We start from the raw sequence: 24,824 nt of genomic DNA, 5'->3' as shown, positions 1-24,824 counted from the left end.
GCGGGGCCAATGGCGGACCATGCCCGGCCGCGCCCATTAGGCTAGGCGGCGATGACGGCAATATGGTTCGGGTTGGCGGCGATCGCGCTCGTGGGCGCGATCGTGTTGCTGTATTTCGATCGGATCCAGCGGCAGCGGACCGGTCACGCGCGGCAGGTCTGGGCGAAGTCCCAGGGCAATACCTACGTCTCGGTGGAGCCCGCACTGGCATCCACGTGGCGGCGTGGCGCGCTGGCAAAGCTGGGCTATCTCTCCGCGGTCGACGTGGTCTCCGGCATTCGCAAGGGCGAGAAGTTCGTGCTGTTCGACCTGGAGGATTCCGCGACGCTGGTCGCGGTTCGCCGCCAGATCGGCTCGGACATCGACGTCGACATGCGGCTGAAGACCGCCTCACCGCCCAAAGATCACGATCTGGAACTGCTCGGCGCCATCGGCGACCGGGTGGTCTTCGCGACCAATCCCGAGATCGCAAGGCACGCGGTCGATCAACGGATGGTCGCCTTCATCGAGGCGCTGCCCGACACCGTGCAGATGCTCTGGAGTGAGGGCAACTGGACGTTGGGAATGCTGTCGGTCGGTACCTCCTCGCGGGACTGGGAGACCGCGATCGACGCGGTGCTCCGTCTGTCCGGCCTACTGCATGTTCTGCCTCCGGTCAGCGAGCCGCGTTTCGATGGCGGCGGACACGACCCGGGCCGTCCGCGTCCGCGCGGTCGGCAGCAGGAGGACGAGCCCGACGCCAACGGGGACGACGCTTCGGTCGGTTCCGCCAGGCCGCAACCGCCACGGGTACGCAACGACGAATACGACGAGCAGCCGTTTGCGCAGGACTCCTATGCGGCCGATCGCGACGACCGCGCGCCACTCGCGGACGAGGCCGCGCCGCGTCGCCCCTCGCTCGCGGTGGTGCCGAACGCGCGAGCCCGCGACGACCGCAGGGCCGCCGACGAGAATTGGCGCGAAGCCGACGGCTGGCCGCCGCGCGAGGACCGCGACGAACGCCCGGCGGTGGACGACTGGACCGGCGAGGAGCCCGAGCCTCGCGAGCCACCGCGCGCGGAGCGCCCGGCCGAGCCGCCCGGCGGACCGTTCCATCCCGGATTCCGTCCCTACCAGGGACCTGTGCCGAAGTGACCGGCTGGGCTCCTGCCGTAGCCGTTTCCGCACGCTTCCGACCGATCGAGCGGTCATGACCGAGCAGGCGCATCCCCGGCTGCCCGGCGCCATCCGTCCGGTCGCCGTGATCACCGGACCCACCTCGGGCATCGGTCAGGGTTACGCGACACGTCTCGCTTCGCTCGGCTACGACTTGGTGCTGGTCGCGAGGGACGAGCCGCGCCTCGAAGCGCTCGCGACCGACCTCGAGCAGCGGTTCGCTACCCGCTCGCAGGTGCTCGTCGCGGATCTCGCGCGGGAGCCCGACCGTGAGCGGGTCGCGGCGCGACTGGGTGAGGGCGTCGAATTCCTGGTCAACAATGCGGGATTCGCGCACTCGGGGGAGTTCTGGACGCTGTCCGCCGAGCAGTTGCAGGCGCAGCTGGACGTCAACGTGGCGTCGGTGGTGCAGTTCACCAGGGCCGCGCTGCCGTCGATGATCACCGCGGCCAAAGGCAGCATTGTCAATGTGGGCAGCGTCGCGGGCCTGATCCCCGGGCGCGGCTCGACATATTCGGCGTCCAAGGCGTACGTCGTATCCTTCACGGAAGGGTTGGCGGGCGGATTGGCCGGTACCGGAGTGCGGGTCCAGGCCCTGTGTCCGGGATTCGTGCACACGGAGTTTCATGAGCGAGCCGGTATCGAGATGTCGTCGCTGCCGAAAGCGTTGTGGCTGAGTGTCGACCAGGTGGTCGCCGGCTCCCTGACCGATCTGGAGAAGGGCCGGGTGCTCAGTGTGCCCGGCATGCAGTACAAAGCGCTCACCACCGTCGCCGGAATGATCCCGCGAACCCTGGCGGCCCGACTGAATCGCGGCCTGTTCGCCGCACGCGGAAGGACTTAGACCATGATCAACCAGGTGATTACCAATGATCGGGACAGATTGGCCGCGCTGGTGCGGGAGCTTGCCGTGGTACACGGCAGGGTCACCCTGTCCTCGGGCAAGGAGGCCGACTACTACGTCGACCTGCGCCGCGCCACTCTGCATCACAGCGCGGGCCCGCTGATCGGAAAGCTGCTGCGCGAGCTGGTCGCGGACTGGGAGTTCGATGCCGTCGGCGGCCTGACCATGGGCGCCGACCCGGTCGCACTGGCTGTGATGCACGCTCCCGGCCGCCCCATCGACGCCTTCGTGGTGCGTAAAGCGGCGAAGACACATGGCATGCAGCGCCAGATCGAGGGCCCCGACATCATCGGCAAGCGGGTCTTGGTCGTCGAGGACACCACCACCACCGGAAATTCGCCGCTGACCGCGGTGCGCGCGCTGCGTGCCGCGGGCGCCACCGTCGTCGGCGTCGCCACCGTTGTCGATCGGGAAACCGGCGCCGACCAGGTGATCGCGGCCGAGGGATTGGAGTACCGGTCGATCCTCGGACTCGAGGATCTTGCCCTGGGATAACCTGGATGATGGTCTAGTTTTTTGGAAAAGGTGGAGGGTCGTGTGAGTCACCAGTGGTGAGCATTGCAGTCAAAAGGAGCCGCGAAAACGTCGCGATGCTCGGGATCGGCGCTTATCGACCCAGGCGCCTGGTCAGCAATGTAGAAGTGTGCGAAGTGCTGGACTCCACCGACGAGTGGATCTACGAGCGCACCGGTGTCCGTAACCGCCGGTGGATCAGCGGTGACGAGACGCTGCGGTCGATCGCGGTGGCGGCGGGTGAGCGCGCGATCGCCAACAGCGGCATCGACCGGTCGAAGATCGGCGCGTTGATCCTGGCCACGTCGACTTGGCTCAAGCTCACCCCGCACGGCGCGCCATCGGTCGCCTACGACATCGGTATCAACGGGATCGCCGCCTTCGACCTGACCTCCGGGTGTGGCGGTTTCGGATACGGTCTCGGCGTGGCCGCCGACATGATCCGGTCAGGTTCCGCCGAATACGTCCTGCTCATCGGCGCCGAGACGATGACCGTCGGACTCGATCCCACCGACCGCGGCACCGCGATGATCTTCGGTGACGGCGCGGGCGCCGTAGTGGTCGGGCCGAGCGAGGAGAACGGCATCTCCCCGACGGTGTGGGGCAGCGACGGCGAGAACGCGGCCGCCATCACACAGGACATCGACTTCCTCGAATACATGCACCGGGCGCAGTCCATGCAGGGTCTCGACCCGGAGGTCGAGCCGGTCGGCCGGATGTCGCTGCGCATGGAGGGCTCGCGGGTGTTCCGCTGGGCTGCGGTCACCCTGCCGCGGGCGCTGTCCACCGCGCTCGAGGTGTCCGGCGTGGCCAAGGAGGACATCGAGGTGTTCGTCCCGCACCAGGCCAACGCCCGGATCAACGAGCTGATGAAGAAGAACCTCGGCCTCGCCGAAGACATCCCGATGGCCAACGACATCGAGAACTCCGGCAACACCTCGGCCGCCTCGATCCCGCTCGCGGTCGAGGAGATGCTGGTGACCGGCAAGGCCAAGGGCGGCCAGACCGCGCTGCTGCTCGGTTTCGGTGCAGGCCTGAGCTACGCGGGTCAGGTCGTCACGCTGCCGCCCGCCCCGGTCGAGTCGAGTTTCTAGCCGATGCGGCCGTTCCGAGCCGGATTTCTCGCCGCGGCGGCGGTCACGGTCTACGGTGCCGTCACCGGGAGGAAGCAGGCGCAGTGGATCGCGAAACCGCTGCTGATGCCCCTGCTCGCGGCCGATGTCGCGACCGAGGGGACCGAATTGGTGCCCGCCGATCGCACCGTGCTGATCGGGTCGCTCGGCGCGGCGGCGGTCGGTGACATCCTGCTCATCGACCCGGACAACGATCGTCGGCTGATCGCGGGCGCGTCGAGTTTCGCGGTGATGCAGGCTGGCTACTCGACGCTGTGGTGGCGGATGGGCGGCCGACCCACCGCCGGAGTCGTGGCGCCGCGTGTGGCCGCATGGGTGTGGGCCGCCGGGTTGCTACGGGCGAAGGCGCCGTCGGTGGCGGTGCCGCTCACGGCGTACGGCGCCACCCTGGGGATCGCCGCAGTGCTGGCCTCGGACCGCACACTGGCACCCGCGGCGAAAAACGTTGCGGGCGTGAATGTTGCCGGTGCGGATCCGCGCAGCCGCCTAGGGCTGGGCGCGCTGCTGTTCACCGTCTCCGACGGGCTCATCGTGATACGGAGGTTGTTCACGCGCGGCGAGCGGGCCCGCCGGGTCACCGAGGGCGTCATCCTGGCGACCTACGCGGCCGCACAGTATCTGCTCGCCGATCCGAAGGTGCATGTGAAGGTCGCCGTTCCGGAGACGATCACAGCACCAGAATGATGCGGTCCCGGTTCACGGGATCGACGCGGATCGAGATGGTCTCGCCGACAACCAGCCGGGGTTTGTCGGCCGGGGCTACATCGAAAACGACTGTCCCCCGGTAACTTTCGGAGCCAGGTACGGTCAGCTCCAGATCGAGCTCGGTGAGTTCGGTGTGATGGTCGGTCAGCTCCAGCGGATGCACGCGCTCGACGGTCGCCCAGCCCTCCAGCCCGTGCCGCCACAGCTGCCGGTCCTCCTTCGACGGCCGCGCCGCCAGCATCATCCCGATCCCGACACACGAGCCGAACATCCCGACCAACGCCACGATTTGGTATGGCACGGTCCCCGGGGGCGTCCGGTGCACCACCCAGCCCAGCCAGAACGCGAGCAACACCAGATACACGGCCGTTACGCCGAGCACCGTCCGCAGTATCCGCCCGTGATCCATACCAGCCTTCACCCAGACTGCCAGACCTCCAGGATAGGCGCGCGCCACCCCGCGCCGCGGCGCTACCGGCCTGGGCGATTGCTGGTCAGCGCGGTGATATCGATCGTGATCGGAGTCCCGGCGAGATCCAGCGTCGCCCGGCCGGACTGCTCGGCGACCAGCTCGTACTCGCCGTCGATCAGACGGTGGGCAGTCAGGCTGGCCGGCTCGTCGAGGTCGATCAGCCAGTAATACTCGATGCCGGCCTCGGCGTACTCGAAGAACTTGGTGACACGGTCGGTGCGCTTCGAGCCGACGGACAGGATTTCGACGGCCAACAGGACATCAGCGGCGTCCCAACGAGGCAGGTTGGCGTCGATGCCCGCCGTGGGCACCGCGAGCACGTCGGGAACCCGAATAGTCGGGTATGGGCCGGGCTCGATCACCACTTCCGACTCGGTGAGTACGCCGTGGGTCGGAGGCAGCTGCGGTTCCAGTTGCGCGGCAAGCCGCCAGATCGCGCGCTGATGTTGCGACACCGGCCTCGGTGACACGACCAGAACCCCCTCGACGAGCTCATAACTACGACTGCTGTCCTCTGGCAGCGCGATCCAGTCCTCCAGGGTCAGCAGATGATCAGGCCAGTGCACTTCGACGGTCATCGCTTCCTCCCTCCCCGCACGGATACCAAGTCTTGCACAGGCCGCCGACGCAACGGCGCGTTGTCACCCTCTGAGTCGCAATACCGCCAGCACGCGGCGGTGGTGGGTGTAGTTGGTGTGGTGTAGCCAGCCACACCAACTACCATCCTGCTGATGAGCTACCCCCCGCAGCCGCCGCCGTACGGCTATCAAGCCTACGGTGCCTACGGACCGCCCCCGGATCATCCACAGGCCACCACGATTCTGATTCTCGGGATCCTGGGCCTCGCGCTCTGTCAGCTGATGGGGCCATTCGCCTGGGTGATGGGCAAGCGGGCGCTCAACGAGATCGACGCGTCGGGCGGCGCCATCGGGGGCCGGGGGAACGTCAACGCAGGCTACATCTGCGGCATCATTGCGTCGGTGCTGCTCATCCTCAGCCTGCTGGTCGTCGGGCTGGTCGTGGTACTCGGTGTGCTGGGTGTCCTCGAAGGGAGCTCGAGCTCCAGCTACTGAACCGGGACGTCGTCGGCGTGGTGGCCGGAATTAGCATCGTCAGGGTGAATCACCCAGTGCCGGATGCGGCGGAGCAGGACCTGGCCGGGCCGACGGAATGGGGCGCGCATCCGCACGGCGTCGGTCCGTGGGAAAGCGAGCACGCCGAGCCGCCGCCGGAGGACCCGCGTCTGGACCCCGAGCTGCTGACCGGCGGCGACCGCCGCAATGTGGTCGACGCCTACCGGTATTGGACCCGCGAGGCGATCGTCGCCGACATCGATCGTCGTAGGCACCCGTTCCACATCGCCATCGAGAACTTCGGGCACGATGCGAACATCGGCACGGTGGTCCGCACGGCGAACGCCTTCGCCGCCGCGGCCGTGCACATCGTGGGCAGGCGGCGGTGGAATCGCCGCGGCGCCATGGTGACGGACCGCTATCAGCACATCGAGCACCACACCGACGTCGGCGAACTGCTGGCCTTCGCGGAACGTGCGGGGCTGACGGTGGTGGCGGTGGACAACGTGCCCGGCTCGGTCCCCCTGGAGACGGTTGCGTTGCCGCGGGCCTGCCTGCTGCTGTTCGGTCAGGAAGGCCCAGGTGTCACCGAGCACGCCAAAGAAGCGGCGGCGATGACGGTGTCGATCGCGCAGTTCGGTTCCACTCGCAGCATCAACGCGGGTGTGGCCGCCGGGATCGCGATGCACGCGTGGATCCGTCAGCACGCCGACCCCACGACGGCGTGGTGATCGGGAGGCACGACGGCTCGCTGCCGCGAACAGGTCGACTGCCCCATCGTTGTTCATACCTCGACTTCGTGTACCGTGGCGCCGGCTCGCACGTCGAGGACTGTCAGCAGCACCATCCGGCACACGGCCATATCCGACATGTGTCCACGCAGGGTTATCACCACGTGCGCTGCAGCTCGTCGGCATTCCTGGACGAGATCGACGAATGCCGGCGGCAGCATCGCGTTCTGTGGTGCGGGTTCACGGAACACCGCACCCAGCTCGTATCCGAGCGACCTGGCGGTGTTCCGCAGTCGGTCTTCACTGGAATCCGAGTCGCAATCACCGAGTAAATCGTCGCGCAAGTATCCGTAGGCAAGTGGCAATACCATGCGCCAGCGGGCATCCTGCCAGCTCCTCGAACGTACATCTCACGACGCTCGAGTACGTTTCGAGGCAGTCGTCGGGGGAGTAGGCTGGTAAAGCATGAGCGGTACGAACCGCACATCAGGTGCCATTTCCCACATGGATGTCGTGATCCTCGTTGTGGACGGAGTGGCTGACTTCAGTTTGGCTGCTCTCCTCGATGTCTTGGGTGTTGCGAACGTGCTGCGTGAGGAGCTCGATCCCCCGCCCATGGCGTGGCATGTCGGGACCGTGTCACTTGGCGACAGTGTCCGCACCGGCCAGGGGCATATAGTACCGACACTTCCTTTCCCCGATGCGCCGGCGAAACTCAGCAGAATAATCGTGCCTGCGGTGAGTGTGATGAGCCCGGAAGGGCTTATCGAACTGGTATCGTCGCCGCCGATGCAGCCGGTCCTGGACCGACTCAGGCGCGCTTACGATAATGGAGCCCACCTTGCCGCGGCGTGCACGGGGACTTTTTTTCTGGCCGAAGCGGGAGTGCTGGACGGATCGACGGCAACAACCAGTTGGTGGCTCGGCCCGAGCTTCCGTCATCGATATCCGCAGGTCAGTCTCGACGAGAAACAGCCGCTGTGCCACGGCGATCGTGTCACCACAGCGGCGGCTTCGCTGTTCCAGTTGGATCTGGCGTTGTCACTGTTGAATGACAGGAGTCCCGCGCTTGCCCAACTGGTCGCGCGGTACTTGACGATCGGAAACCGGCAGACACAGGCGAACTTCCTCCTGCCCGAGGTAGTGGCCAGGAGTAATCCCGTGATCGTAGAGTTCGAGCGATGGGTCCGTGATCATCTCTCCGAACAATTCCGGATCTCTTCCACAGCAGGCGAACTGGGTGTAACGGAACGCACTCTGCAGCGAGTCATCCAGGCCGAACTCGGTATGTCGCCCAAAGAATTCGTGGACGACATCCGATTGGAACATGCCGCGCAGCTGCTACGGACAACGTCGCTGACTGTCGACGCGGTGGCGAACAGGGTGGGCTATCTCAGCACAAACCCTCTGCGTGAACTCGCTCGCCGCCGCCGGGGCATGTCGATCGCGGAGATGCGCGTCACCGGTCTCCCTGTGCTGACGTCATGGACTGAGAGGTCGCGCAAATTGGGTTCCGAGTCGACCCGGAATGTGGTGCAGGCACGGGCTCGGTGATTATTCTTCGTCTCCCTGGAGGTGGTTGTGCTGCCGCGGGCCTGCCTGCTGCTGTTCGGTCAGGAGGGCCCGGGCCTCACCGAGCACGCCGGAGCCGCGGCGGCGATGATGGTGTCGATCGCGCAGTTCGGTTCCGCCCGCAGCATCGACGCGGGCGTGGCCGCCGGGATCGCGATGCACGCGTGGATCCGTCGACACGCCGACCGCGCGACGGCGTGGTGAGCGGGCGACACGCCGCGAACAGGAGATCTTCCTGCGTCGAGCCGCACCGGCACGATTTCACATCACTTCTGTAACAAATCGGGCGCGTAAATCCGTTCTCGGCTGGCACTATTGACCCATGACCTCGCGGAGCGACGATATCGATGTGCCGCGCGCGCAGAACGGGGATCAGGCCCCGCAGCCCGCAGCACCGCGTCCGCCGATCAGTCGTTCCCAGGCGGTCGGAGACGCGGCGGTGTCCCCGACCCGGTGGTCCGAACGGGCGGATATGGCCGAATCCGCGATCGTCTCGCGCCACCTGCGTGCGCTGTGGGCGCTGCCCGGCACGGAACTGGGGGTCGTCGGGTGGCCCGCCACCAAGCGGGAGCGGTTTTTCGGCTCGTGGCACTACTGGTGGCAGGCACATCTGATCGACTGCGTGACCGACGCTGCGAACAGAGTGCCGACTCTGGTGCGCCGCAAGCGGATTGCCGCCCTCGCGCGCTCGCATCGGATCCGCAACATCACCGGCTGGACCAACAGCTACTACGACGACATGGCCTGGCTGGCGATCGCGCTCGAACGCGCCGAGCGCATCCTGGGCATCAGTGTGGCGCGCAGCGCACTGGTCGCGTTGGAGAAAGCGCTCCACGCGGGCTGGAAGCCGGAGATCGGTGGCGGCCTGCCTTGGCGCATCGGATCGGACTATTTCAACGCGCCCGCCAACGGGCCCGCCGCTATCGCGCTACTGCGACTCGGACGGATCGAGCGCGCCCAGGAGATGGCCGACTGGCTGGACGAGACGCTGCATGACGTGGGGACCGGGCTGATCCTCGACGGCATTCATCTGCCTTCCGGCGAGATCGAACGTCCCGTTTTCACCTACTGCCAGGGTGTGGTGCTCGGACTGGAGACCGAGCTGGCCGTGCAGACCGGCGAGCCTCGCCACACCGAGCGCGTGCACCGGCTGCTCGCCGCTGTCGAGGAACACATGACCACCGGCGGCGTCGTGAACGGCGGCGGTGGCGGCGACGGCGGATTATTCAATGGCATCCTGGTCCGCTATCTGGCGCTGGTCGCGGTGATGCTGCCGGGCGAGGACCGTCAGCAGGTCGCCGATCGCCGTGCGGCGGCCGCGATGGTGCGCGCGTCCGCCATGGCGGCCTGGGCGAATCGGCTCGATGTCGAGGGCGAGCCGCTGTTCGGGCACGACTGGAGCAGGCCCGCGAAACTTCCCGGCGGCAGTGCGGGTGCCGGATATTTCACCTCCGGTGGTTCGGTGACCTCATCCAAGGTCCCCGAACGCGACCTGTCCGTGCAGCTGTCCGGTTGGCTGCTCATGGAGGCGGCATACCTGGTCAGCGCAGCGGGCCTCTGACCACCTCGCGGTCACCCCTCGGTCTCCAGCAGAGCGCTCGGCGCGCCCTCCATCGCGAAATCCTCCACGGGCCGCGACATTTCCTGCCGGTAGTGCCGCACACCGAGCACTGTCCCGATGACAAGGCCGACCACCAGCGTGCCGATCACGATCGGCATCAGCCACGGGATCCCTTCCAGGAAGCTTCCCGCGTAGTAGCCGATCAGCAGCAGGACCGGCGCCCAGATGATCGCGCCGACGGTACTGGCCACGGTGAACTTGCGGTGGTCCATCCGTGCCGCGCCCGCGACCGAAGGGCACAGCGTGCGCACCCACGGAATCCACCTGGCGATCAGCACCGCGACGAACCCGTGCCGGTGCAACAACTCCGCCACCCGTTGCAGGTTGCGGACGTTGATGTATCTGCCGTCCTTGCGGGCGACCAGATGCTGACCGGTCCGGTGGCCGATCACGTATCCGACCTGGTTGCCCGCGATGGCCGCGACCATCGCACCCAGCGACAGCGCCCACACGTGCGCTTCGTTGGAGGCGTTGGACGCCATCACGATGCCAGCGGTGATCAGCATGGAGTCGCCAGGCAGAAATAGCCCGAGGATTACAGCGCATTCCAGGAAGACAAAGGTCAACACCACTGTCCAGACGAGCACGGGGCCCGCCGACATCAGCGGATCGAAACTGCCCACAGCTAGGGGCGACGACGCCATGGACACCTGCTCAGCGGGTCGGCTCGTTCGTCGAGGCGGCCAGCTCGGCCTCGGCCGCTTCCGCCTCGGGTCCGCCGCGGTCGAGCAGTTTCCGCCCTATCGCCATGACGCCCGGCAGAATCGACACGAACACGATGAGCAGGAAGATCGCCTCGACGTGGTCCCGGATGAAGGCGACGTTGCCCAGGAAGTAACCGAGCACCGTGACGCCGCCACCCCACAGGATCGCGCCGACGATGTCGAAGGCGACGAACTTGCGGTAGTCCATCTTGGACACACCGGCCAGCACCGGCATGAAGGTCCGCACGATCGGCACGAACCGGGCCAGGATGATCGTCTTGGGACCGTGCTTCTCGAAGAACGCGTGCGTCTCCGTCACGTAGTGCTTCTTGAAGAAGCGGGTGTCCTCCTTGTGGAAGAGGGCGGGCCCGATCGCCCGGCCGATCCAATACCCACATTGGTCACCGGCGAAGGCGATCAGCGCGACGGCGGGCACCAGTACCCAGATCGAGACCGGAGGATGCGGCTGCGCCGCCAGCAGGCCGCCGGTGAACAGCAGCGAGTCGCCGGGCAGGATCGGGAAGAGCAGACCGGTCTCGATGAAGACGATCACCAGGATCGCCGGGAGCACCGCGTTCTTCAGCCACGTCTCCGTGAGCAGGTGCATCGGGTCGAGCAACTCGGTAAGCGCGAGGTTGCTCGTCACCGATTCCGTCGCTGCCTGCAGAATCACGTGGCCTCCTGTCCCGAAACGGCTGGCCTGCCTTGCTTACCACCGCGTCGGAAGCTGCCAGCGCAATTACCGGCCCCACAGTACCGGCTCCACCTGAGAAACCTCTCGCTGTGCGCGAAAATACCCGCCGGTCAACTCCGCACTCCCTCCCTGCATACCAGGACGAACACTGCTGCCTTAGGGTGATGGCAGACAAAATAGGTCTATTGCCGCAACAACACGGAGGTCTTACTGTGCCCATCGCGAGTCCGGAGGTCTACGCCGAGATGCTCGGTCGGGCCAAAGCCAATTCCTTCGCTTTCCCGGCCATCAACTGCACGTCGTCGGAGACGATCAACGCGGCCATCAAGGGTTTCGCGGATGCGGGCAGTGACGGCATCATCCAGTTCTCCACCGGCGGTGCGGAGTTCGGTTCCGGCCAGGGTGTGAAGGACATGGTGACCGGCGCGGTCGCGTTGGCCGAGTTCGCGCACGTGATCGCCGCGAAGTACGACGTGACCATCGCGCTGCACACCGACCACTGCCCGAAGGACAAGCTCGACAGCTTCGTGCGGCCGCTGATCGCCATCTCCCAGGAGCGGGTGAACGCCGGTCGGAACCCGCTGTTCCAATCGCACATGTGGGATGGCTCCGCGATCCCGATCGACGAGAACCTGGAGATCGCGAAGGAACTGCTGAAGGCGACGCACGCCGCCAACATCATCCTCGAGGTCGAGATCGGCGTCGTCGGTGGTGAAGAGGACGGCGTCGAGGCCGAGATCAACGAGAAGCTCTACACCTCACCTGAGGACTTCGAGAAGACCATCGACGCGCTCGGCGCGGGCGAGAACGGCAAGTACCTGCTCGCCGCCACCTTCGGCAACGTGCACGGTGTGTACAAGCCGGGCAACGTGGTGCTCAAGCCCGAGGTGCTGGCCGAGGGCCAGCGCGTTGCCACGGCCAAGCTGGGCCTCGACGCCGACGCGCAGCCATTCGACTTCGTCTTCCACGGCGGTTCGGGCTCGCTGAAGTCCGAGATCGAGGACTCGCTGCGCTTCGGTGTGGTGAAGATGAACGTCGACACCGACACTCAGTACGCGTTCACCCGCCCCGTCGCCGGGCACATGTTCACCAATTACGACGGCGTGCTCAAGATCGACGGTGAGGTCGGCAACAAGAAGGCATACGACCCGCGCGGTTACCTGAAGAAGGCCGAGTCGGCGATGGCGGCGCGAGTCCTCGAGGCGTGCAATGATCTGAAGTCCGCAGGACGTTCGATCAGCGCCTGACCCGATTAGACCCTTCGGGGGGCTTGAAGCACATGAGTTTGGATGTGCGCGTGCTCGGGCCCGTGCGACTGCTCGTCGGCGATGAGCCGGTGGCGGTCGGCGGGCCCAAACCGCGAGCTCTGCTTGCCGCGCTCGCCGTGAATCGGCGGCGTGCGGTGTCGTCGGCCGCGCTGGCCGACATGGTGTGGAACGAGGATCCGCCCGAATCCTACGCCGCCAGCCTGCAGGTGTTCGTCTCGAATATCCGCAAGGCGCTGCGAAATTCGGGTGTGGACCCGGCGCAGGTGCTGCGTACCGAGTCCGCCGGCTACCGGCTGGAGATCGCTGATACCGCCTGCGATCTGGGGCGTTTCGAGGCGGCACGGGAGGCGGGCACCCGCGCCGCCGAGATCGGCGATCACGCGGGCGCCGCGCGACTGTTCGGCTCGGCGTTGCACGAGTGGAGCGGCCGGGCGCTGGCCGATTTGGCCGGTCTGCAGTTCGCCGACGGTTTCGCCACCGCCATGGACGAGGAGCGGCTGCTCGCCGCCTCGGCCCGAATCGACGCCGAAATCGCCTGTGGGCGTGCTTCTTCGGTGATCGGTGAGCTGGTCGCGATGACGACCGAGCATCCGCTGCGCGAACCGCTGTGGGGTCAGCTGATCAGCGCGCTGTACTTGTCCGGACGCCAGGCCGACGCGCTGGACGCGTGCAGGCGGGTGCGTACGGTGCTGGCCGACGAGCTGGGCATCGATCCCGGGCCCGCACTGGTCGATCTGGAACAGCGGGTGTTGCGGCAGGAGCCGCTGAACACGGTCGAACTACGCCAGGTCGAACGAATGGCCGCGGCGATGACCGAGACCGTCACCGAGCTGCCGCGCGCCGTGCGCAGCGGGCGGTTACGGATGGCCGACGGCCGCGTGGTGGCGATCGCGCGGGGCGGTATCCGTATCGGCCGGATGACCGACAACGACCTCGTCCTGGAGGATCCCAAGGTCAGCCGCTACCACGCGCACATCATGCCGAGCCGGGCCGGGCTGCTCATCAAGGATCTGCTTTCGGCCAATGGCGTGTACGTCAACGACAACTCCGTCGACACCGGCGCGCTGCTGGCCGACGGCGACCTGATCCGCATCGGCGCGACGATCCTGACCTTCGAGGCCGTGCACTGATCGCGGGCGATCCCGTCGCCGTCCAGATCCAGTCGCGCGTCGAAGCCGGACTGTCCGCGCTGCAGCGGCCCGACGCCCGCCGCGCGGACCTGGCCGCAGTCGGTGCAGATCTTCTGTGACCGCTTCTCGGATTCCTCTGGCGGTGAGATCGTTGTCTTCGGGTCCTCGGTCCCAGCGCCGGACGTGTCGGTAGGCCGGTTTCGGTAGCCGAACAGGGTAGGGTCGGTCCGCTGGTACGTGTCCGACGGACTTCGAGGGGTACCTATGGCCATGCGATGGATGGCCGCGGTAGGCGTGGTTGTGGTCGGGGCGGGGGCGTTGTTGTACGCCGACCGACCTGCCGCCGCGGCGCCGCAGGCGCCTGGCTCCGACCGTGAGGTCGGAGTGCCGGGGACCGGACCGTGCGCGACCGACCCGGTGACAGCCCATGAGCCGTTGGTGCCCAAGACGCTCGAGGTGCCGATTCCGTATCCGGTGATCACTGTGCTCCCGCCGCAGCCGCCGGACGCCACACCGACGCGGACGCGGACGGAGCTGCCGCCGGACCCGTGCGCCAATCCGTGCCCCGATCTCACCGACCTGCCCGATGCGCCACCCGGACTCGGCGCGCTGGTCGGAATTCCGGAGATTCTGTTGAATCTCAAGCCTTTCCACTTCGCGATTCCCGGTCCCGGCCCGGATCCCGGCCTGGTGCCTCCGCCGCCTGCGCCGGTGCAGCCACCGGTCGAGACCGCGGCACAGTCGCCTGCCCGGCCCGCGCCGCGGATCGCGGCGGTGCGCGAGGTGGCCAAACTGACCGGCGCGAACTCGGTGAACCGCACGGACAAGCGCTGGCAGGTGGACGGCACCGATCTCGGCATCATGTGGGAGAGCGCGCCGGGTGAGATCGCGACCGCGTTTGGTGACACGGTCGGGCGCGGCTTCCATCCGCCGGGCGGCATGGGAATGGATTGGCGTAGCAACGTGCTCGCCTTCAGCACCGACCGCGACTTGGCCGACGGGATGACCTACGACCGCATGGTCACCGACGGCCGGTGCCACGCGGCCGAGGTGCTCTCCAGCCGCAAGCTCGACAACGTCGAGGTCACCACGATCCCCACCTCCGGTTTCGCGGTGGGCGACCGACAATACCTGAGCTACATGTCCATTCGGACCTGGAACAGCGTCCCCGGCACGTTCTTCACCAACTACGGCGGCATCGCCTATTCCGACGACCACGGCCAGACGTGGACCAAGGACCCGCACGCCCGCTGGGACAACATCTTCGGTCTCGCGAATTTCCAAGTGAGCGCGATGGTTCCGCACGGCGATCACGTGTACATGTTCGGCACGCCAAACACTCGCCTCGGCGCGGTCGGCCTGGCCAGGGTGCTCAAGGACCAGATCCTCAACACCACTGCCTACCAGTACTGGCGCGACGGCGGCTGGACGCCGGTCGGCGGATTCGACTCGGCCACATCGATTGTGAACGGTCCGGTCGGTGAACTCTCGGTCCGCTTCGACGCCGCCCGCAACGTCTGGCAGATGAGCTATCTGGATACGGCCAAGGCCGCCATCGTCGTCCGCGAGGCGAATTCACCGCAGGGCGTATGGTCGGAGAGCACGCCGACGGTGACCGTGCTGGACTACCCGGAGCTGTACGGCGGATTCATCCACCCGTGGTCGTCCGGCTCGGACTTCTACTTCACCATCTCGACCTGGAGCGACTACAACGTCTACCTGATGCACGCCGTGCTGGGCGAGTGATCCTAGGTGAACCGCACCTCGGCGAGCGCGCGGCCGAATAGCTTGCGGCCCTCGGAGGTGCCGCCGAGCAGGATGGTCGCGGTTCGCGTGTGCGGGTCGAGCGATTTGACCCGGCCGGTGAAGTCCACCGTGCTCGCCGTGTTCGCGGCGACCGGGACGAAGCCGGAGAAGCGCACGCTGAACTTCCGGATGGCGATCGGATCGCCCAGCCAGGAGGTCAGATAGCCGCCCGCGAGGCCCATCGTCAGCATGCCGTGCGCGACGACGGTCGGCAGACCCGCAAGGTGCGCGGCGTGATCGCTGAAGTGGATCGGGTTGGCGTCGCCGGAGACGCCAGCGTAGTTGGCCAAGTCGCCGCGGGTCAGCCGGAATGTGCCGCCGGGCAGCTGGTCGCCGACGGTGAGTTCGTCGAAGGCGGGCACCGTCCGCACCGGCGCGATCGCATGATCGGTCGGTTCGGTCAGCGGGCTGACACCGAGCGGGACCAGCACATCGTTGTGGGCCAGATCTGGTGCGGCCATGTCGGGTTCGTTCGAATGCCCGTGCATCATGATGTTCTCGGCCACGTGGTCGAGGTTCGCGTCGACCTGCGCGCCGCGGCGCGCGACGATCGTCGTCGATCCGACGATGGTGACCTCGCCGTGCTGATTGGTCAGCGCGAACCGCACCACGATGAAGTCGTTGTCGCCGAACTTCCGGATCGACTCGATCACGATCTCGCAGCCGAGCCGGTCCCCGGCCAGGATCGGCCGGTAGGTCTCGAAGACCTGGTCGGTCTGCAGGATCTGGGACAGATCGTAGTCGGTGAGCACCGAGACGAGCAGCGCCCTCGTCCGGCTCATGCCGACTACCGACGCGAAGGTCGGCGGCGCGATGATCCCCTCGTAGCCGAGCGCGCGGGCGTCCGCTTCCCGCTGATGCGCCCCGTGGTGGTTCTGCACCGCGCGGGCGAACTCGCGGACCTTCTCCCGGCCGACCTCGTAATGATCGCGTGCCCGGAACCGCTGTCCTTCCGGCTCCAGCATCACAACGTCATCGAAGTCTGTCCGCGTCATCGTTTGTTCCCTGCCCATGATCCGGGCCATGCTACTGGCGAACCGGACCATTGACCAGGTAAGTGTGACGTGCGCGACCAGACATCGATGCGTGTTTGCTATCGAGTTCCCAGGTCTTTACTGGGTGCTGGAGGGCGGGTCGCAGACCTTCCATCCGTCGTCGGTTCGCTGCAGGTCGAAAGTGCGGGCCGACCGCTTCGTCGGGTCGGCTTCGGTGTACACCGTGGCCTGCGCGATGGCGGTGTCGTCGGTGATGCGGATGGTATCGATACTGTCCACCACCGGGATGCTTCTGCGCTCCACCGACAGTGTGTGCACGCCGGCGAACTGGTCATTGGGGATGCCCTGATAGAAGTCGTGCAGCGGACCGCAGGTGGTCTCGCGCAGGGTGACCAGATTGCCGGTCTTCAGTGCTTGGGCGTAGTCGGTGATGGCGGCGCGGACCTGCGCCTCTGGCGAGTTGTCGGAGTTCGTGACAAGCGCCACGATCACCGCGACCAGCGCGATCACCAGCACGGCCGCCGCGCCCGCGGCGATCAGCCACCGATTGGATCGTGCGGTCGACGTGGGGGTGTCGGAGGGGGTCCGCGGTGGCGGGGTGATGCGCTGGGGCTGGGCGATCTGCCGAGGCTGTGGCGGGCGGGGGCCCGCGAGTGACTGCGCGGGCACGGTCTGCTGGACGTCTGCCGGCGAGGGGGCTGTCGACCCCTGCCGCGCCTTGCCCGGTGGGCGTTGCGGAGTCTCTCCGACCGGCCCCGGTGCATGCTGCGGGTGTGCCGACGGACCCTGCGGTCCGGGCTGCTTCGGCCCGGACGCCGGACGCGGCGTGCTCGGCGGCTTGGTGATCGGCACCGGCCCCGCCGCCGGCGCGACCACGCGATCGGTACCTGCTTTGCCACCACCGTCGGCGGGCCGCTGGATCGGCAGCGCGACGGTCTGCGCGTCGTCCAGGTTGACCACGGGCATCGCCATGGTCACCGCGTCCGAACCAGGCGGGTTCTGATCATCCTCCGCCGCGGGCGTCTCGGCCTGCGCCTTGTCTGCCTCCGGGCCACCGGGCTCACTCGGCGTTTGCGGCCTGCGCATCACCACCGTCGCGGCATCCCCGCCGCCCGCCTGCCCCGAATCGTTCTGCGGGATCGCCGCTGTCTCCGCCTCTGCGCCCGCAGTCCCGGAGGCGCCTGCCGCCGCGCCGCTTCGAGCGGCTGAACTGCTCGTAGATGCGGGACTACCCGGCGACCGGGAACCGCTCGGGGATGCGGCTTTGCCGGTCGCCGCGGCTTTGTCGGCTGCGGTCCCGGGCGCCGCACCGCTTGCTGTGGGGGGACCACCGGCTGGTGCCGGACTCCCCGCGGACTCGGCGCCATCCGTCGACGCGGGACCGCTCGGGGACGTGGACCTGCCCGCCGCACCGGCAGCCGTGGAGCCGGCTGACGTGGAACCGCGCGGTGTCGCGTCAGCGCTTGTCGACGCGGTCTCAGTAGCCGAGGTGTCGCCGGCCGAGGAATCAGCCGTCATGGCGGCTGCTCCCGCGGCACCGGCGGTTGCCGCGCCGGACTGTCCGGCGTTTCCGCCCGATCCGGACGGCACCGCACCGCCCTTGGTGGGCTTGTTCGATTGCGCCGCAGCACCTTTCGAAGCAGGCCTGCCCGATGGCGTCGAGCCGGGCGTGGCATCTTGTGGTGCCTCGGAGCTCGCTTGGTCTCGCTTGATGACCTCGGTTGGCGCCTCGGCTCCTGGTCGGCTCGGCGTGGACCCGGCCCGCGATGCTGCTGCGGTGGACCTGGACGTGCCGCCGCCCGTTGCCTCCTGCTTCGCTGTGCCGGTCGCTGGGAAAGTCGGCTCGGTTGCCGCGGGTTTCGCGTCCGCACTCTGGTCGGCGGCACGCCCCGTCGGGGCTCCGGTCGGTGCTGAGGCGGTAGCTCCGCTTGATGCGGAGCGTTGTCCCGCGCCTGTCGCCGCGTCCGGGGTACCGCCCGGCGAGTCCTCCTTGCCGGTACCGCCTGATTCGGAGGTGGGTGTGCCTGTTCCGGTCGTTTCTGGTGCGGCCGTGTTTGGCTTGCCTGCTGGTCCGGGGGTGGGTGTGCCTGTTTTAGTTGTTCTTGGTGCGGCCGTGTTTGCCTTACCCGCTGGTCCAGGGGTGGGTGCGTTCGGGCCTGTCGATCGGGGCTCGACTTGATTCGCCCCGCCTGCCGCTCCGGCGGCAGGTGTGCGCGTCGAGCTTGTCGATCCGCGGGTGGTTGCGTTGGTCTGGCTTGCCGGTCCTGAGGCGGGTGGGTTCGAGCTCGTTGTCGCGGCAGTCGGGGTGCTCTTGCTGTCCGGGGGGCCGGAGGCAGGTGTGCGTGTGCCCGCCGATTCGGTTGCGGCGGCGCTCGCCCCACCTTTTGGTCCGGAGGCGGGCGTATTCGGGCCTGTCGATCCGGGGCGGGCTGCGTTTGCCGCACTCGGCGTGGGTGAGTTCGTGCTGTCCGCGGATCCCGGTTCCGGCGAGGTCGTGCTGGCCGCCGGTCCTGATGACGGCGAGTTCGTGGCGCCCGCGGGTCCGGAGGCGGTCGTGCCGGAGGTTGAACCGGAAGCGGGGTCGTTCGGGGTAGATGCGGGATCCGAGGCCGGTGGGTTGGTGGAGCTCGCGGCGCCGGTCGCCTTTTTCGCGGACGCCGATCCGGAGGTCGTCGAGTTCGCACCCTTCCGGGCGCCAGCCGACCAAGTCCCGAGCGCACCGGTCCGATCCGAGGTGCTGACCTGAGGCACGGCGGGCGTCGGCGCACTCCCGGTGCCTGCTCCGGATTCGTCCGCACCACCAGGTTTCGCACCGCGCCCGGCGGTTTCGCTGCCTGACTGCGCGGTGCCGGTCGATCCCCGCGCCGATCTACCTGGCCGCTTCCCTGCAGGCGTTTGCGCGATCGGCTCGGTGGGCGGGGCCGGAGCAGCCCGGTCGCCCGCCCCGGCGATCGGGGCACGTTCGGTGACGGCATCGGGGCGTGCGTCGGCCCCAGCCGCGTCGGCCGGTCGGGCGCCATCCCGCGCCGGGTTCTTCTGGTCGTTCGCGTCGGACACGCACACCCCTCGCTCAGGCGGAACAGTGGAACTCGACGGCTAGCCTAATGGGCGCAGCCGGACGAGGTCCGTCATCAGCCCGCGCCGGGCCGAGCGAAGGTGCGGCGGCCGCATTTTGGGCATGGTCGGGCGAGGTCCGTCGTCAGCCCGCGCCGGGTCGAGCGAAGGCGAGGCAGCCGCCCATCGAGCAAATCGATCAGCGGTGCACAATGAAGCGCATGACCTCGTTCGGTGACCTACTCGGACCGCAACCGGTACTGCTACCCGAAATCTCCGATGCCGAGGATGCGCTCCTCGACAACGTCGATCCGGTGCGGGTCGCGGCCGACCATCCCGCCGCCTCGATCGCCTGGGCCCACCTCGCGGAGGCGGCGCTGACCCGAGGCGAAAGCCTGGACGAGGCGGTCAACCACGACATCGTCGCCGCGTACGCCTTCGCGCGCACCGGGTACCACCGCGGCCTCGACCTCCTGCGCCGCAACGGCTGGAAGGGCTTCGGTCCGGTGCCGTGGAGCCACGAGCCCAATCGCGGGTTCCTACGCAGCGTCGGCGCGCTGGCCCGCGCGGCGAAGGTGATCGGCGAGACCGAAGAGTACGCGCGCTGCCTGGACCTGTTGGAAGACTGCGACCCTCGTGCGGCCGCAGAGCTCGGCCTCGACTGAGCCGTAGTGATCGCAGCATCGCGCAGCGATTCAATGAGGGGTGGCGGTCGGGTGACGGGTGTGCTCGACCCGAATTCTCGCCTCGGTGCCGCCAAGGCGAGCAGCATGGTTCGGCTGCGCTCCTCATGGGCGCGGCTGCGGCGGTCTGGGCTGCCGATCATCCAGTGTGCCGTCGGCGCTGCGCTGGCCTGGTTCCTCGCGCATCACGTGATCGGTCACGCGCTGCCGTTCTTCGCGCCGACCGCGGCGGTGGTGTCGATCGGGATCTCCTTCGGTGCCCGGCTGCGGCGCTCGGTGGAGTTGGTGGTCGGCGTTGCCGTCGGCATCGGCATCGGTGACCTGTTCATCTCCCGCGTCGGCACCGGCTGGTGGCAGATCGCGCTTGTGGTCGCGGTCGCCATGGCCGTGGTGGTGTTCCTCGACGGCGGCTCGATCATCACGATGCAGGCGGCCGGTTCCGCGGTGTTGGTCGCGACGTTGCTGCCGCCCTCGGCGGGCGGCGGTTTCTCCCGCATGATCGACGCGCTGGTCGGCGGCCTGGTCGGCGTGGTGGTGGTCGCCGCGATCCCACTGCACCCGGTGCGCCGCGCCAGGACGTTGGCCGCGGAAATCCTCGGCGTGATGGGCAAGTCGATCACCGAGTGCGCCGACGGACTGCTCGAGCAGGACCAGGAGAAGGTGCGCCGCGCGCTCACCGCCGTTCGAGCGACTCAGCCACAGATCGACTCGTTGCGCGCCACGCTGGAGGGCGGACGCGAGATCAGCCGGATCTCCCCGCTGTACTGGAACTCCCGCGACCGCCTCGAACGCATCAGGGCCACAGCGGATCCGCTGGACAACGCCGTCCGCAACACCCGAGTCCTGTTGCGGCGCTCGCTGACTCTGGTCCGCGACGACGAAATCCTCCATCCCGGACTGATCGACGAGGTGGAGCGCCTCGGCCAAGCCGTAGACGTGGTGCGCCGGATGATGCTCGCCGACCCCGGTGAGCAACCCGACCGGGCCGAAGCTGCCCGCGTGCTGCGCTCGGTCGCGAAGGGGGCGCGCCCGGAATTGGTGGCGGGCGCCGGACTTTCGGCGCACGTCGTGTTCGCGCAGGTGCGTTCGACGCTGGTCGACCTGATGCAGGTGTGCGGCGTGCAGCGCGTTTCCGCGATGGCCCTGCTGCCCCCGACAGTCAAGAACCCCTACGTGCCGCCCCAGTCCTGAGCCGGACTACTCAGCGAGATTCGGACATTCCATGCGGGGCGTGGAGGTTGCTCGCGGCCGGAGGCGAGCGCCGGTTCGATCGTTGGGTAGTGCAGTACTCGTGTCTCGCCGGCGTCCGCGCCGTAACTTTTTGGGTGACCGCGAGACGAGGGGTGTCGCGGTCGACCACTTCGCACCCGGGCACAACGCTCCACCGGCCATATCCGTACGGCGGGTTGGGGCGGATCGCCGGGAGTGCGGAGCAGGGCCGCCCGGTTGCGTCGATCGGGCGGCCCGTGCGTTTCCGGTCCGGCCCCCATAAGCGGGAACTGCGGGACGGACCGGAGCTTGAATCCCCGGCCTCCGGGACACCGGGTTCAGGTCCAGAAGCGGGTCAGGTAGCTCCCGTATCGCGACCAATTCGATGGAACGCCGGACAGTTCGAAGAGGGCGTACACCGCGTCGAAGAACACCTGGTTGATGGCCGGGGTGAACAGCAGCGCAAACAGGATCAGCATGCCGAACGGCTTGAACTGATCGAGCGAGCGCCGTGTCCGGTAGCTCAGCGACGGCTCGACGATGCCGTAGCCGTCGAGCCCGGGCAGCGGGATCAGGTTCAGGAGAGTTGCCGTGACCTGAAGGAACGCAAGGAAACTCACGCCGAACCAGAACGCGGGATGCGCACTCGCGCTGCCCGCGAACCGGACGACCGCGAGCAGCAGCACCGCGCACAGCGCGTTCACGAAAGGCCCGGCGCCGCTGATGATCCGTTGTGTGCGCGGCGCGACATTGTGGGTGTGCACGTAGACCGCTCCGCCCGGCAGGCCGATCCCGCCGAGCGCGATGAACACCATCGGCAACACGATCGACAGCAGCGGATGGCTGTACTTCAACGGGTTCAGCGTCAGGTATCCGCGCAGCTCCACTTCACGGTCTCCGGCCCGCCACGCCGTGAACGCGTGCGCGAACTCGTGCAGGCACAACGTGACGATCCAGCCGAACACCACGAGTACGAACACCCCGACCTTGGCCTTGGTCGAGTCGACCGGGGCGTCCCAGGCCAACACGCCGCCGACCACCGTGAGGATGATCACGAGCAGGAACACCGGGCTCGGCCGGATCGCGCGCGACCTTCGGTCGATTGGGAACGGGGAAGTCATCGGACCAGCAGCCAGGACTCGTGGTGGCGATAGAAGCTCGAGCGCGGCACGGGCCGGTCGGTGCGGATACCGTCCCTGGTGACGATCGCGCCCGGGGTGCCGAGTTGTGCCGCCCGGCCCTCGAGCCAGTGGCGCCTGCGGAAGATGCCCTTCTGCACGGCCGCATGTATGCCGGGCAGCTCCAAGGTCGGCGAGACCAGCATGGCAGGCACTGTGCCGGAGAACAGCTGGGTGTCGTCGACGTAGGCCTCGCCCTCCAGCTTTTTCCCGCCGACGCCGGTGACGACCGCGCGACCGACCAGAACCGTGCCGGTGTCGTCCCTGATCAGCGGCGTCTCGGTGGCGCGGCCCTCGAGAGCGCGCTTGGCGGCGGCGTTACCGGTGCCGGTCTGGTAAACGCGTGCACCGTGGGTCTTGTCGACCGGCACATAGCCGATCTCCACGTGCAGCCGCTCGGTGCGCATCAGGTGGGTGAGCACCGCGGCCAGCGCGGCGTCCTCACCGAGCACGATCAGGCGCGGCAGGCTGTCGGCCGCCAGCACGGGAAGGAGTTCGTCGATCGCGGAGGTGTCGGGGATCGCGCCCGTTTGAGTGGTCGGCAGCGCCGCGAGCGCAATGGGTACGGGTGCGCCGTCGCAGCGGAGAACATGGGTACTCAAGCTGCCGTACACCCTCCTCGGTTCGAGCCGACACCGTCGGGCCTCGCAGGGCGAACCCCCTGTGGTTCGCTCCGGTTGACGCCGCGCTGTGCCGCTCGGCGTGCCGTGCAACCATAGCCCTGCCCGGCTCTGACCACACCGTTGTCGAGACTACGGCGAGATCCGACGCGACGCTGCTTCGGACGGGTCGGCTAGACTGTGCTTCCGGCCACCGCCTCAGTACGGCAGGTAGCTGCAACACACCAGTGTTGCCTGTCGAACCGTAGGAGACACGACAATGCCGGCAATCGTCCTCATCGGCGCCCAATGGGGTGACGAAGGTAAGGGCAAAGCAACCGATCTGCTCGGTGGCCGGGTGCAGTGGGTGGTTCGCTACCAAGGCGGCAACAACGCCGGACACACCGTGGTACTGCCCAACGGGGACAATTTCGCCCTGCACCTGATCCCCTCCGGCATTCTCACCCCCGGCGTGACGAACGTCATCGGCAACGGCGTCGTCATCGACCCTGGTGTGCTGCTCGCGGAGCTGGCCGGGCTGGAAGAGCGCGGCGTGGACACCTCCGGCCTGCTGCTCTCCGCCGACGCACACCTGATCATGCCGTACCACGTGGCCATCGATAAGGTCACCGAACGCTTCCTCGGCAACAAGAAGATCGGCACCACGGGCCGCGGCATCGGCCCCTGCTACCAGGACAAGGTCGCCCGCGTCGGCGTGCGCGTCGCAGACGTGCTCGACGAGAAGATCCTCACCCAGAAGGTCGAGGCCGCGCTGGAGTTCAAGAACCAGGTGCTGGTCAAGATCTACAACCGCCGTGCGCTCGACCCGCAGCAGGTGGTCGACGAGGTGCTCGCACAGGCCGACAGCTTCAAGCACCGGATCGCCGACACCCGGCTACAGCTGAACCTGGCGCTGGAGCGCGGGGAGACGGTGCTGCTGGAGGGTTCACAGGGCACCCTGCTGGACGTGGACCACGGCACCTACCCGTACGTCACCTCGTCGAACCCGACTTCCGGCGGTGCGGCGGTCGGCGCGGGCGTCGGGCCCAATCGGATCAATACGGTGCTCGGCATCCTGAAGTGCTACACCACCCGGGTCGGCTCCGGTCCGTTCCCGACGGAGCTGTTCGACGAGTTCGGCACGTACCTGGCCAAGACCGGCGGCGAAGTCGGCGTAACCACCGGCCGCGCGCGACGCTGCGGCTGGTTCGACGCGGTGATCGCCCGCTACGCCACCCGGGTCAACGGCATCACCGACTACTTCCTCACCAAGCTGGACGTTCTGTCCAGCCTGGAGACGGTGCCGATCTGCGTCGCCTATGACGTCGACGGCGAGCGGGTCGAGCAGATGCCGACCACCCAGACCGGATTCCACCACGCGAAGCCGATTTTCGAGGAGATGCCCGGCTGGTGGGAGGACATCTCCGGCGCGCGTACCTTCGAGGAGCTGCCGGCGAACGCACAGGCGTACGTGTTGCGTCTGGAGGAGCTGTCCGGCGCCCGGATTTCTTGTGTCGGTGTCGGTCCCGGCCGGGATCAGACGATCGTCCGGCACGACGTCCTCGGCTAGAACCTGTTCGAATTCGCTGCGGTCCAGCGGAATTTCGGCCCCGATCACAAGAAAT

General features: G+C 67.7%; 25 protein-coding genes and 2 pseudogenes. 17 read left to right on the top strand and 10 right to left on the bottom strand.

Annotation, left to right across the window (positions count from 1 at the left end; translation table 11 throughout):
• Nucleotides 1-51: 51 nt before the first annotated feature.
• Genes OHB12_RS23295 through OHB12_RS23275 form a run of 5 tightly spaced genes read left to right on the top strand, consistent with a single transcriptional unit; the run spans nt 52 to nt 4,389 of the window.
• Nucleotides 52-1,134: a hypothetical protein gene (locus tag OHB12_RS23295; protein WP_327110707.1), complete on the top strand. Its 1,083-nt coding sequence runs from the start codon at nt 52-54 to the stop codon at nt 1,132-1,134.
• 55 nt (nt 1,135-1,189) lie between these two features.
• Nucleotides 1,190-1,999: an SDR family NAD(P)-dependent oxidoreductase gene (locus OHB12_RS23290; protein ID WP_327110706.1), complete on the top strand. Its 810-nt coding sequence runs from the start codon at nt 1,190-1,192 to the stop codon at nt 1,997-1,999.
• Between the two features lie 3 nt (nt 2,000-2,002).
• Complete coding sequence (gene pyrE, locus OHB12_RS23285; protein ID WP_327110705.1) at nt 2,003-2,554, top strand: orotate phosphoribosyltransferase; 552 nt, start codon at nt 2,003-2,005, stop codon at nt 2,552-2,554.
• A gap of 53 nt (nt 2,555-2,607) precedes the next feature.
• Nucleotides 2,608-3,666, top strand: coding sequence for a beta-ketoacyl-ACP synthase 3 (locus OHB12_RS23280; protein ID WP_327110704.1), 1,059 nt, complete (start codon nt 2,608-2,610; stop codon nt 3,664-3,666).
• A 3-nt stretch (nt 3,667-3,669) separates the two neighbouring features.
• Nucleotides 3,670-4,389, top strand: a complete 720-nt coding sequence (locus OHB12_RS23275) for a lysoplasmalogenase (RefSeq protein ID WP_327110703.1) — start codon at nt 3,670-3,672, stop codon at nt 4,387-4,389.
• Here OHB12_RS23275 and OHB12_RS23270 read toward each other — a convergent pair.
• Together OHB12_RS23270 and OHB12_RS23265 are read right to left on the bottom strand one after the other, a co-directional pair.
• On the bottom strand, nt 4,373-4,819 hold the full coding sequence (locus OHB12_RS23270) for a hypothetical protein (RefSeq protein ID WP_327110702.1): 447 nt from the start codon (nt 4,817-4,819) through the stop codon (nt 4,373-4,375). The two genes, OHB12_RS23275 and OHB12_RS23270, sit on opposite strands and share 17 nt — an antisense overlap.
• A 62-nt stretch (nt 4,820-4,881) precedes the next feature.
• Nucleotides 4,882-5,460, bottom strand: coding sequence for a Uma2 family endonuclease (locus OHB12_RS23265; RefSeq protein ID WP_327110701.1), 579 nt, complete (start codon nt 5,458-5,460; stop codon nt 4,882-4,884).
• 153 nt (nt 5,461-5,613) lie between these two features.
• On the opposite strand from OHB12_RS23265, the gene OHB12_RS23260 reads away from it, so the two are divergent.
• Both OHB12_RS23260 and OHB12_RS23255 read left to right on the top strand, forming a co-directional pair.
• Complete coding sequence (locus OHB12_RS23260; RefSeq protein WP_327110700.1) at nt 5,614-5,955, top strand: DUF4190 domain-containing protein; 342 nt, start codon at nt 5,614-5,616, stop codon at nt 5,953-5,955.
• A gap of 44 nt (nt 5,956-5,999) precedes the next feature.
• Nucleotides 6,000-6,686, top strand: a complete 687-nt coding sequence (locus tag OHB12_RS23255) for a TrmH family RNA methyltransferase (RefSeq protein WP_327110699.1) — start codon at nt 6,000-6,002, stop codon at nt 6,684-6,686.
• A gap of 53 nt (nt 6,687-6,739) precedes the next feature.
• Here OHB12_RS23255 and OHB12_RS23250 read toward each other — a convergent pair whose 3' ends face one another.
• Nucleotides 6,740-7,057, bottom strand: coding sequence for a hypothetical protein (locus OHB12_RS23250; protein ID WP_327110698.1), 318 nt, complete (start codon nt 7,055-7,057; stop codon nt 6,740-6,742).
• A 94-nt stretch (nt 7,058-7,151) separates the two neighbouring features.
• Here OHB12_RS23250 and OHB12_RS23245 point away from each other — a divergent pair, with 94 nt between their 5' ends.
• The 3 genes and pseudogenes from OHB12_RS23245 to OHB12_RS23235 all read left to right on the top strand — a co-directional run bounded on the left by OHB12_RS23245 (nt 7,152) and on the right by OHB12_RS23235 (nt 9,819).
• Complete coding sequence (locus tag OHB12_RS23245; RefSeq protein ID WP_327110697.1) at nt 7,152-8,240, top strand: GlxA family transcriptional regulator; 1,089 nt, start codon at nt 7,152-7,154, stop codon at nt 8,238-8,240.
• A 9-nt stretch (nt 8,241-8,249) separates the two neighbouring features.
• A pseudogene (locus tag OHB12_RS23240) lies at nt 8,250-8,462 on the top strand (TrmH family RNA methyltransferase); the annotation flags it as partial.
• A 268-nt stretch (nt 8,463-8,730) separates the two neighbouring features.
• Nucleotides 8,731-9,819, top strand: a complete 1,089-nt coding sequence (locus tag OHB12_RS23235) for a glycoside hydrolase family 76 protein (RefSeq protein WP_327121361.1) — start codon at nt 8,731-8,733, stop codon at nt 9,817-9,819.
• An 11-nt stretch (nt 9,820-9,830) separates the two neighbouring features.
• On the opposite strand, the gene OHB12_RS23230 is transcribed toward OHB12_RS23235, so the two are convergent.
• Both OHB12_RS23230 and OHB12_RS23225 read right to left on the bottom strand, forming a co-directional pair.
• A complete protein-coding gene (locus OHB12_RS23230) occupies nt 9,831-10,523 on the bottom strand; it encodes a DedA family protein (RefSeq protein WP_327110696.1) in 693 nt (230 codons plus the stop codon).
• A 10-nt stretch (nt 10,524-10,533) separates the two neighbouring features.
• The gene (locus OHB12_RS23225; RefSeq protein WP_327121359.1) at nt 10,534-11,190 is read right to left on the bottom strand and encodes a DedA family protein; all 657 of its coding nucleotides are present in this window, start codon (nt 11,188-11,190) and stop codon (nt 10,534-10,536) included.
• 299 nt (nt 11,191-11,489) lie between these two features.
• On the opposite strand from OHB12_RS23225, the gene fbaA reads away from it, so the two are divergent.
• Together fbaA and OHB12_RS23215 are read left to right on the top strand one after the other, a co-directional pair.
• The gene (fbaA, locus tag OHB12_RS23220; protein ID WP_327110695.1) at nt 11,490-12,524 is read left to right on the top strand and encodes a class II fructose-bisphosphate aldolase; all 1,035 of its coding nucleotides are present in this window, start codon (nt 11,490-11,492) and stop codon (nt 12,522-12,524) included.
• 32 nt (nt 12,525-12,556) lie between these two features.
• Nucleotides 12,557-13,675, top strand: a complete 1,119-nt coding sequence (locus OHB12_RS23215) for a BTAD domain-containing putative transcriptional regulator (protein ID WP_327110694.1) — start codon at nt 12,557-12,559, stop codon at nt 13,673-13,675.
• Between the two features lie 17 nt (nt 13,676-13,692).
• Here the strand turns inward: OHB12_RS23215 and OHB12_RS36440 are convergent.
• Nucleotides 13,693-13,947, bottom strand: a pseudogene (locus tag OHB12_RS36440) (excalibur calcium-binding domain-containing protein); the annotation flags it as partial.
• Here OHB12_RS36440 and OHB12_RS23210 point away from each other — a divergent pair.
• Complete coding sequence (locus tag OHB12_RS23210) at nt 13,940-15,421, top strand: DUF4185 domain-containing protein (protein ID WP_327110693.1); 1,482 nt, start codon at nt 13,940-13,942, stop codon at nt 15,419-15,421. The pseudogene OHB12_RS36440 and the gene OHB12_RS23210 sit on opposite strands and share 8 nt — an antisense overlap.
• A 2-nt stretch (nt 15,422-15,423) precedes the next feature.
• Here OHB12_RS23210 and OHB12_RS23205 read toward each other — a convergent pair whose 3' ends face one another.
• The gene (locus OHB12_RS23205) at nt 15,424-16,476 is read right to left on the bottom strand and encodes a fused (3R)-hydroxyacyl-ACP dehydratase subunits HadA/HadB (RefSeq protein ID WP_327110692.1); all 1,053 of its coding nucleotides are present in this window, start codon (nt 16,474-16,476) and stop codon (nt 15,424-15,426) included.
• Nucleotides 16,477-16,593: 117 nt separating this feature from the next.
• Nucleotides 16,594-17,562, bottom strand: coding sequence for an Rv0361 family membrane protein (locus tag OHB12_RS23200; RefSeq protein WP_327110691.1), 969 nt, complete (start codon nt 17,560-17,562; stop codon nt 16,594-16,596).
• 1,123 nt (nt 17,563-18,685) lie between these two features.
• Here OHB12_RS23200 and OHB12_RS23195 point away from each other — a divergent pair.
• From OHB12_RS23195 to OHB12_RS23185, 3 genes are all read left to right on the top strand, one after another.
• Nucleotides 18,686-19,222, top strand: a complete 537-nt coding sequence (locus tag OHB12_RS23195; protein ID WP_327110690.1) for a hypothetical protein — start codon at nt 18,686-18,688, stop codon at nt 19,220-19,222.
• 529 nt (nt 19,223-19,751) lie between these two features.
• Nucleotides 19,752-20,195 carry a DUF3151 domain-containing protein gene (locus OHB12_RS23190; protein WP_327110689.1) on the top strand — a complete coding sequence of 148 codons (444 nt, stop codon included), beginning with the start codon at nt 19,752-19,754 and terminating at the stop codon, nt 20,193-20,195.
• Between the two features lie 105 nt (nt 20,196-20,300).
• Nucleotides 20,301-21,404, top strand: coding sequence for an FUSC family protein (locus tag OHB12_RS23185; protein ID WP_327121358.1), 1,104 nt, complete (start codon nt 20,301-20,303; stop codon nt 21,402-21,404).
• 356 nt (nt 21,405-21,760) lie between these two features.
• Here OHB12_RS23185 and OHB12_RS23180 read toward each other — a convergent pair whose 3' ends face one another.
• Both OHB12_RS23180 and OHB12_RS23175 read right to left on the bottom strand, forming a co-directional pair.
• Nucleotides 21,761-22,543, bottom strand: coding sequence for a site-2 protease family protein (locus OHB12_RS23180; RefSeq protein ID WP_327110688.1), 783 nt, complete (start codon nt 22,541-22,543; stop codon nt 21,761-21,763).
• Nucleotides 22,540-23,202 (bottom strand): hypothetical protein, encoded by a 663-nt coding sequence (locus OHB12_RS23175; RefSeq protein ID WP_327110687.1) that lies wholly within the window; start codon nt 23,200-23,202, stop codon nt 22,540-22,542. Before OHB12_RS23175 ends, OHB12_RS23180 begins: the two co-directional genes overlap by 4 nt.
• 277 nt (nt 23,203-23,479) lie before the next feature.
• On the opposite strand from OHB12_RS23175, the gene OHB12_RS23170 reads away from it, so the two are divergent.
• Nucleotides 23,480-24,769, top strand: coding sequence for an adenylosuccinate synthase (locus tag OHB12_RS23170; protein WP_327110686.1), 1,290 nt, complete (start codon nt 23,480-23,482; stop codon nt 24,767-24,769).
• Nucleotides 24,770-24,824 lie beyond the last annotated feature (55 nt).

Source organism: Nocardia sp. NBC_01730 (assembly GCF_035920445.1).
Classification (GTDB): Bacteria; Actinomycetota; Actinomycetes; order Mycobacteriales; family Mycobacteriaceae; genus Nocardia.
Note: the sequence above shows the minus strand (reverse complement) of the source record. Positions and strands in the feature narration are given on the sequence as shown.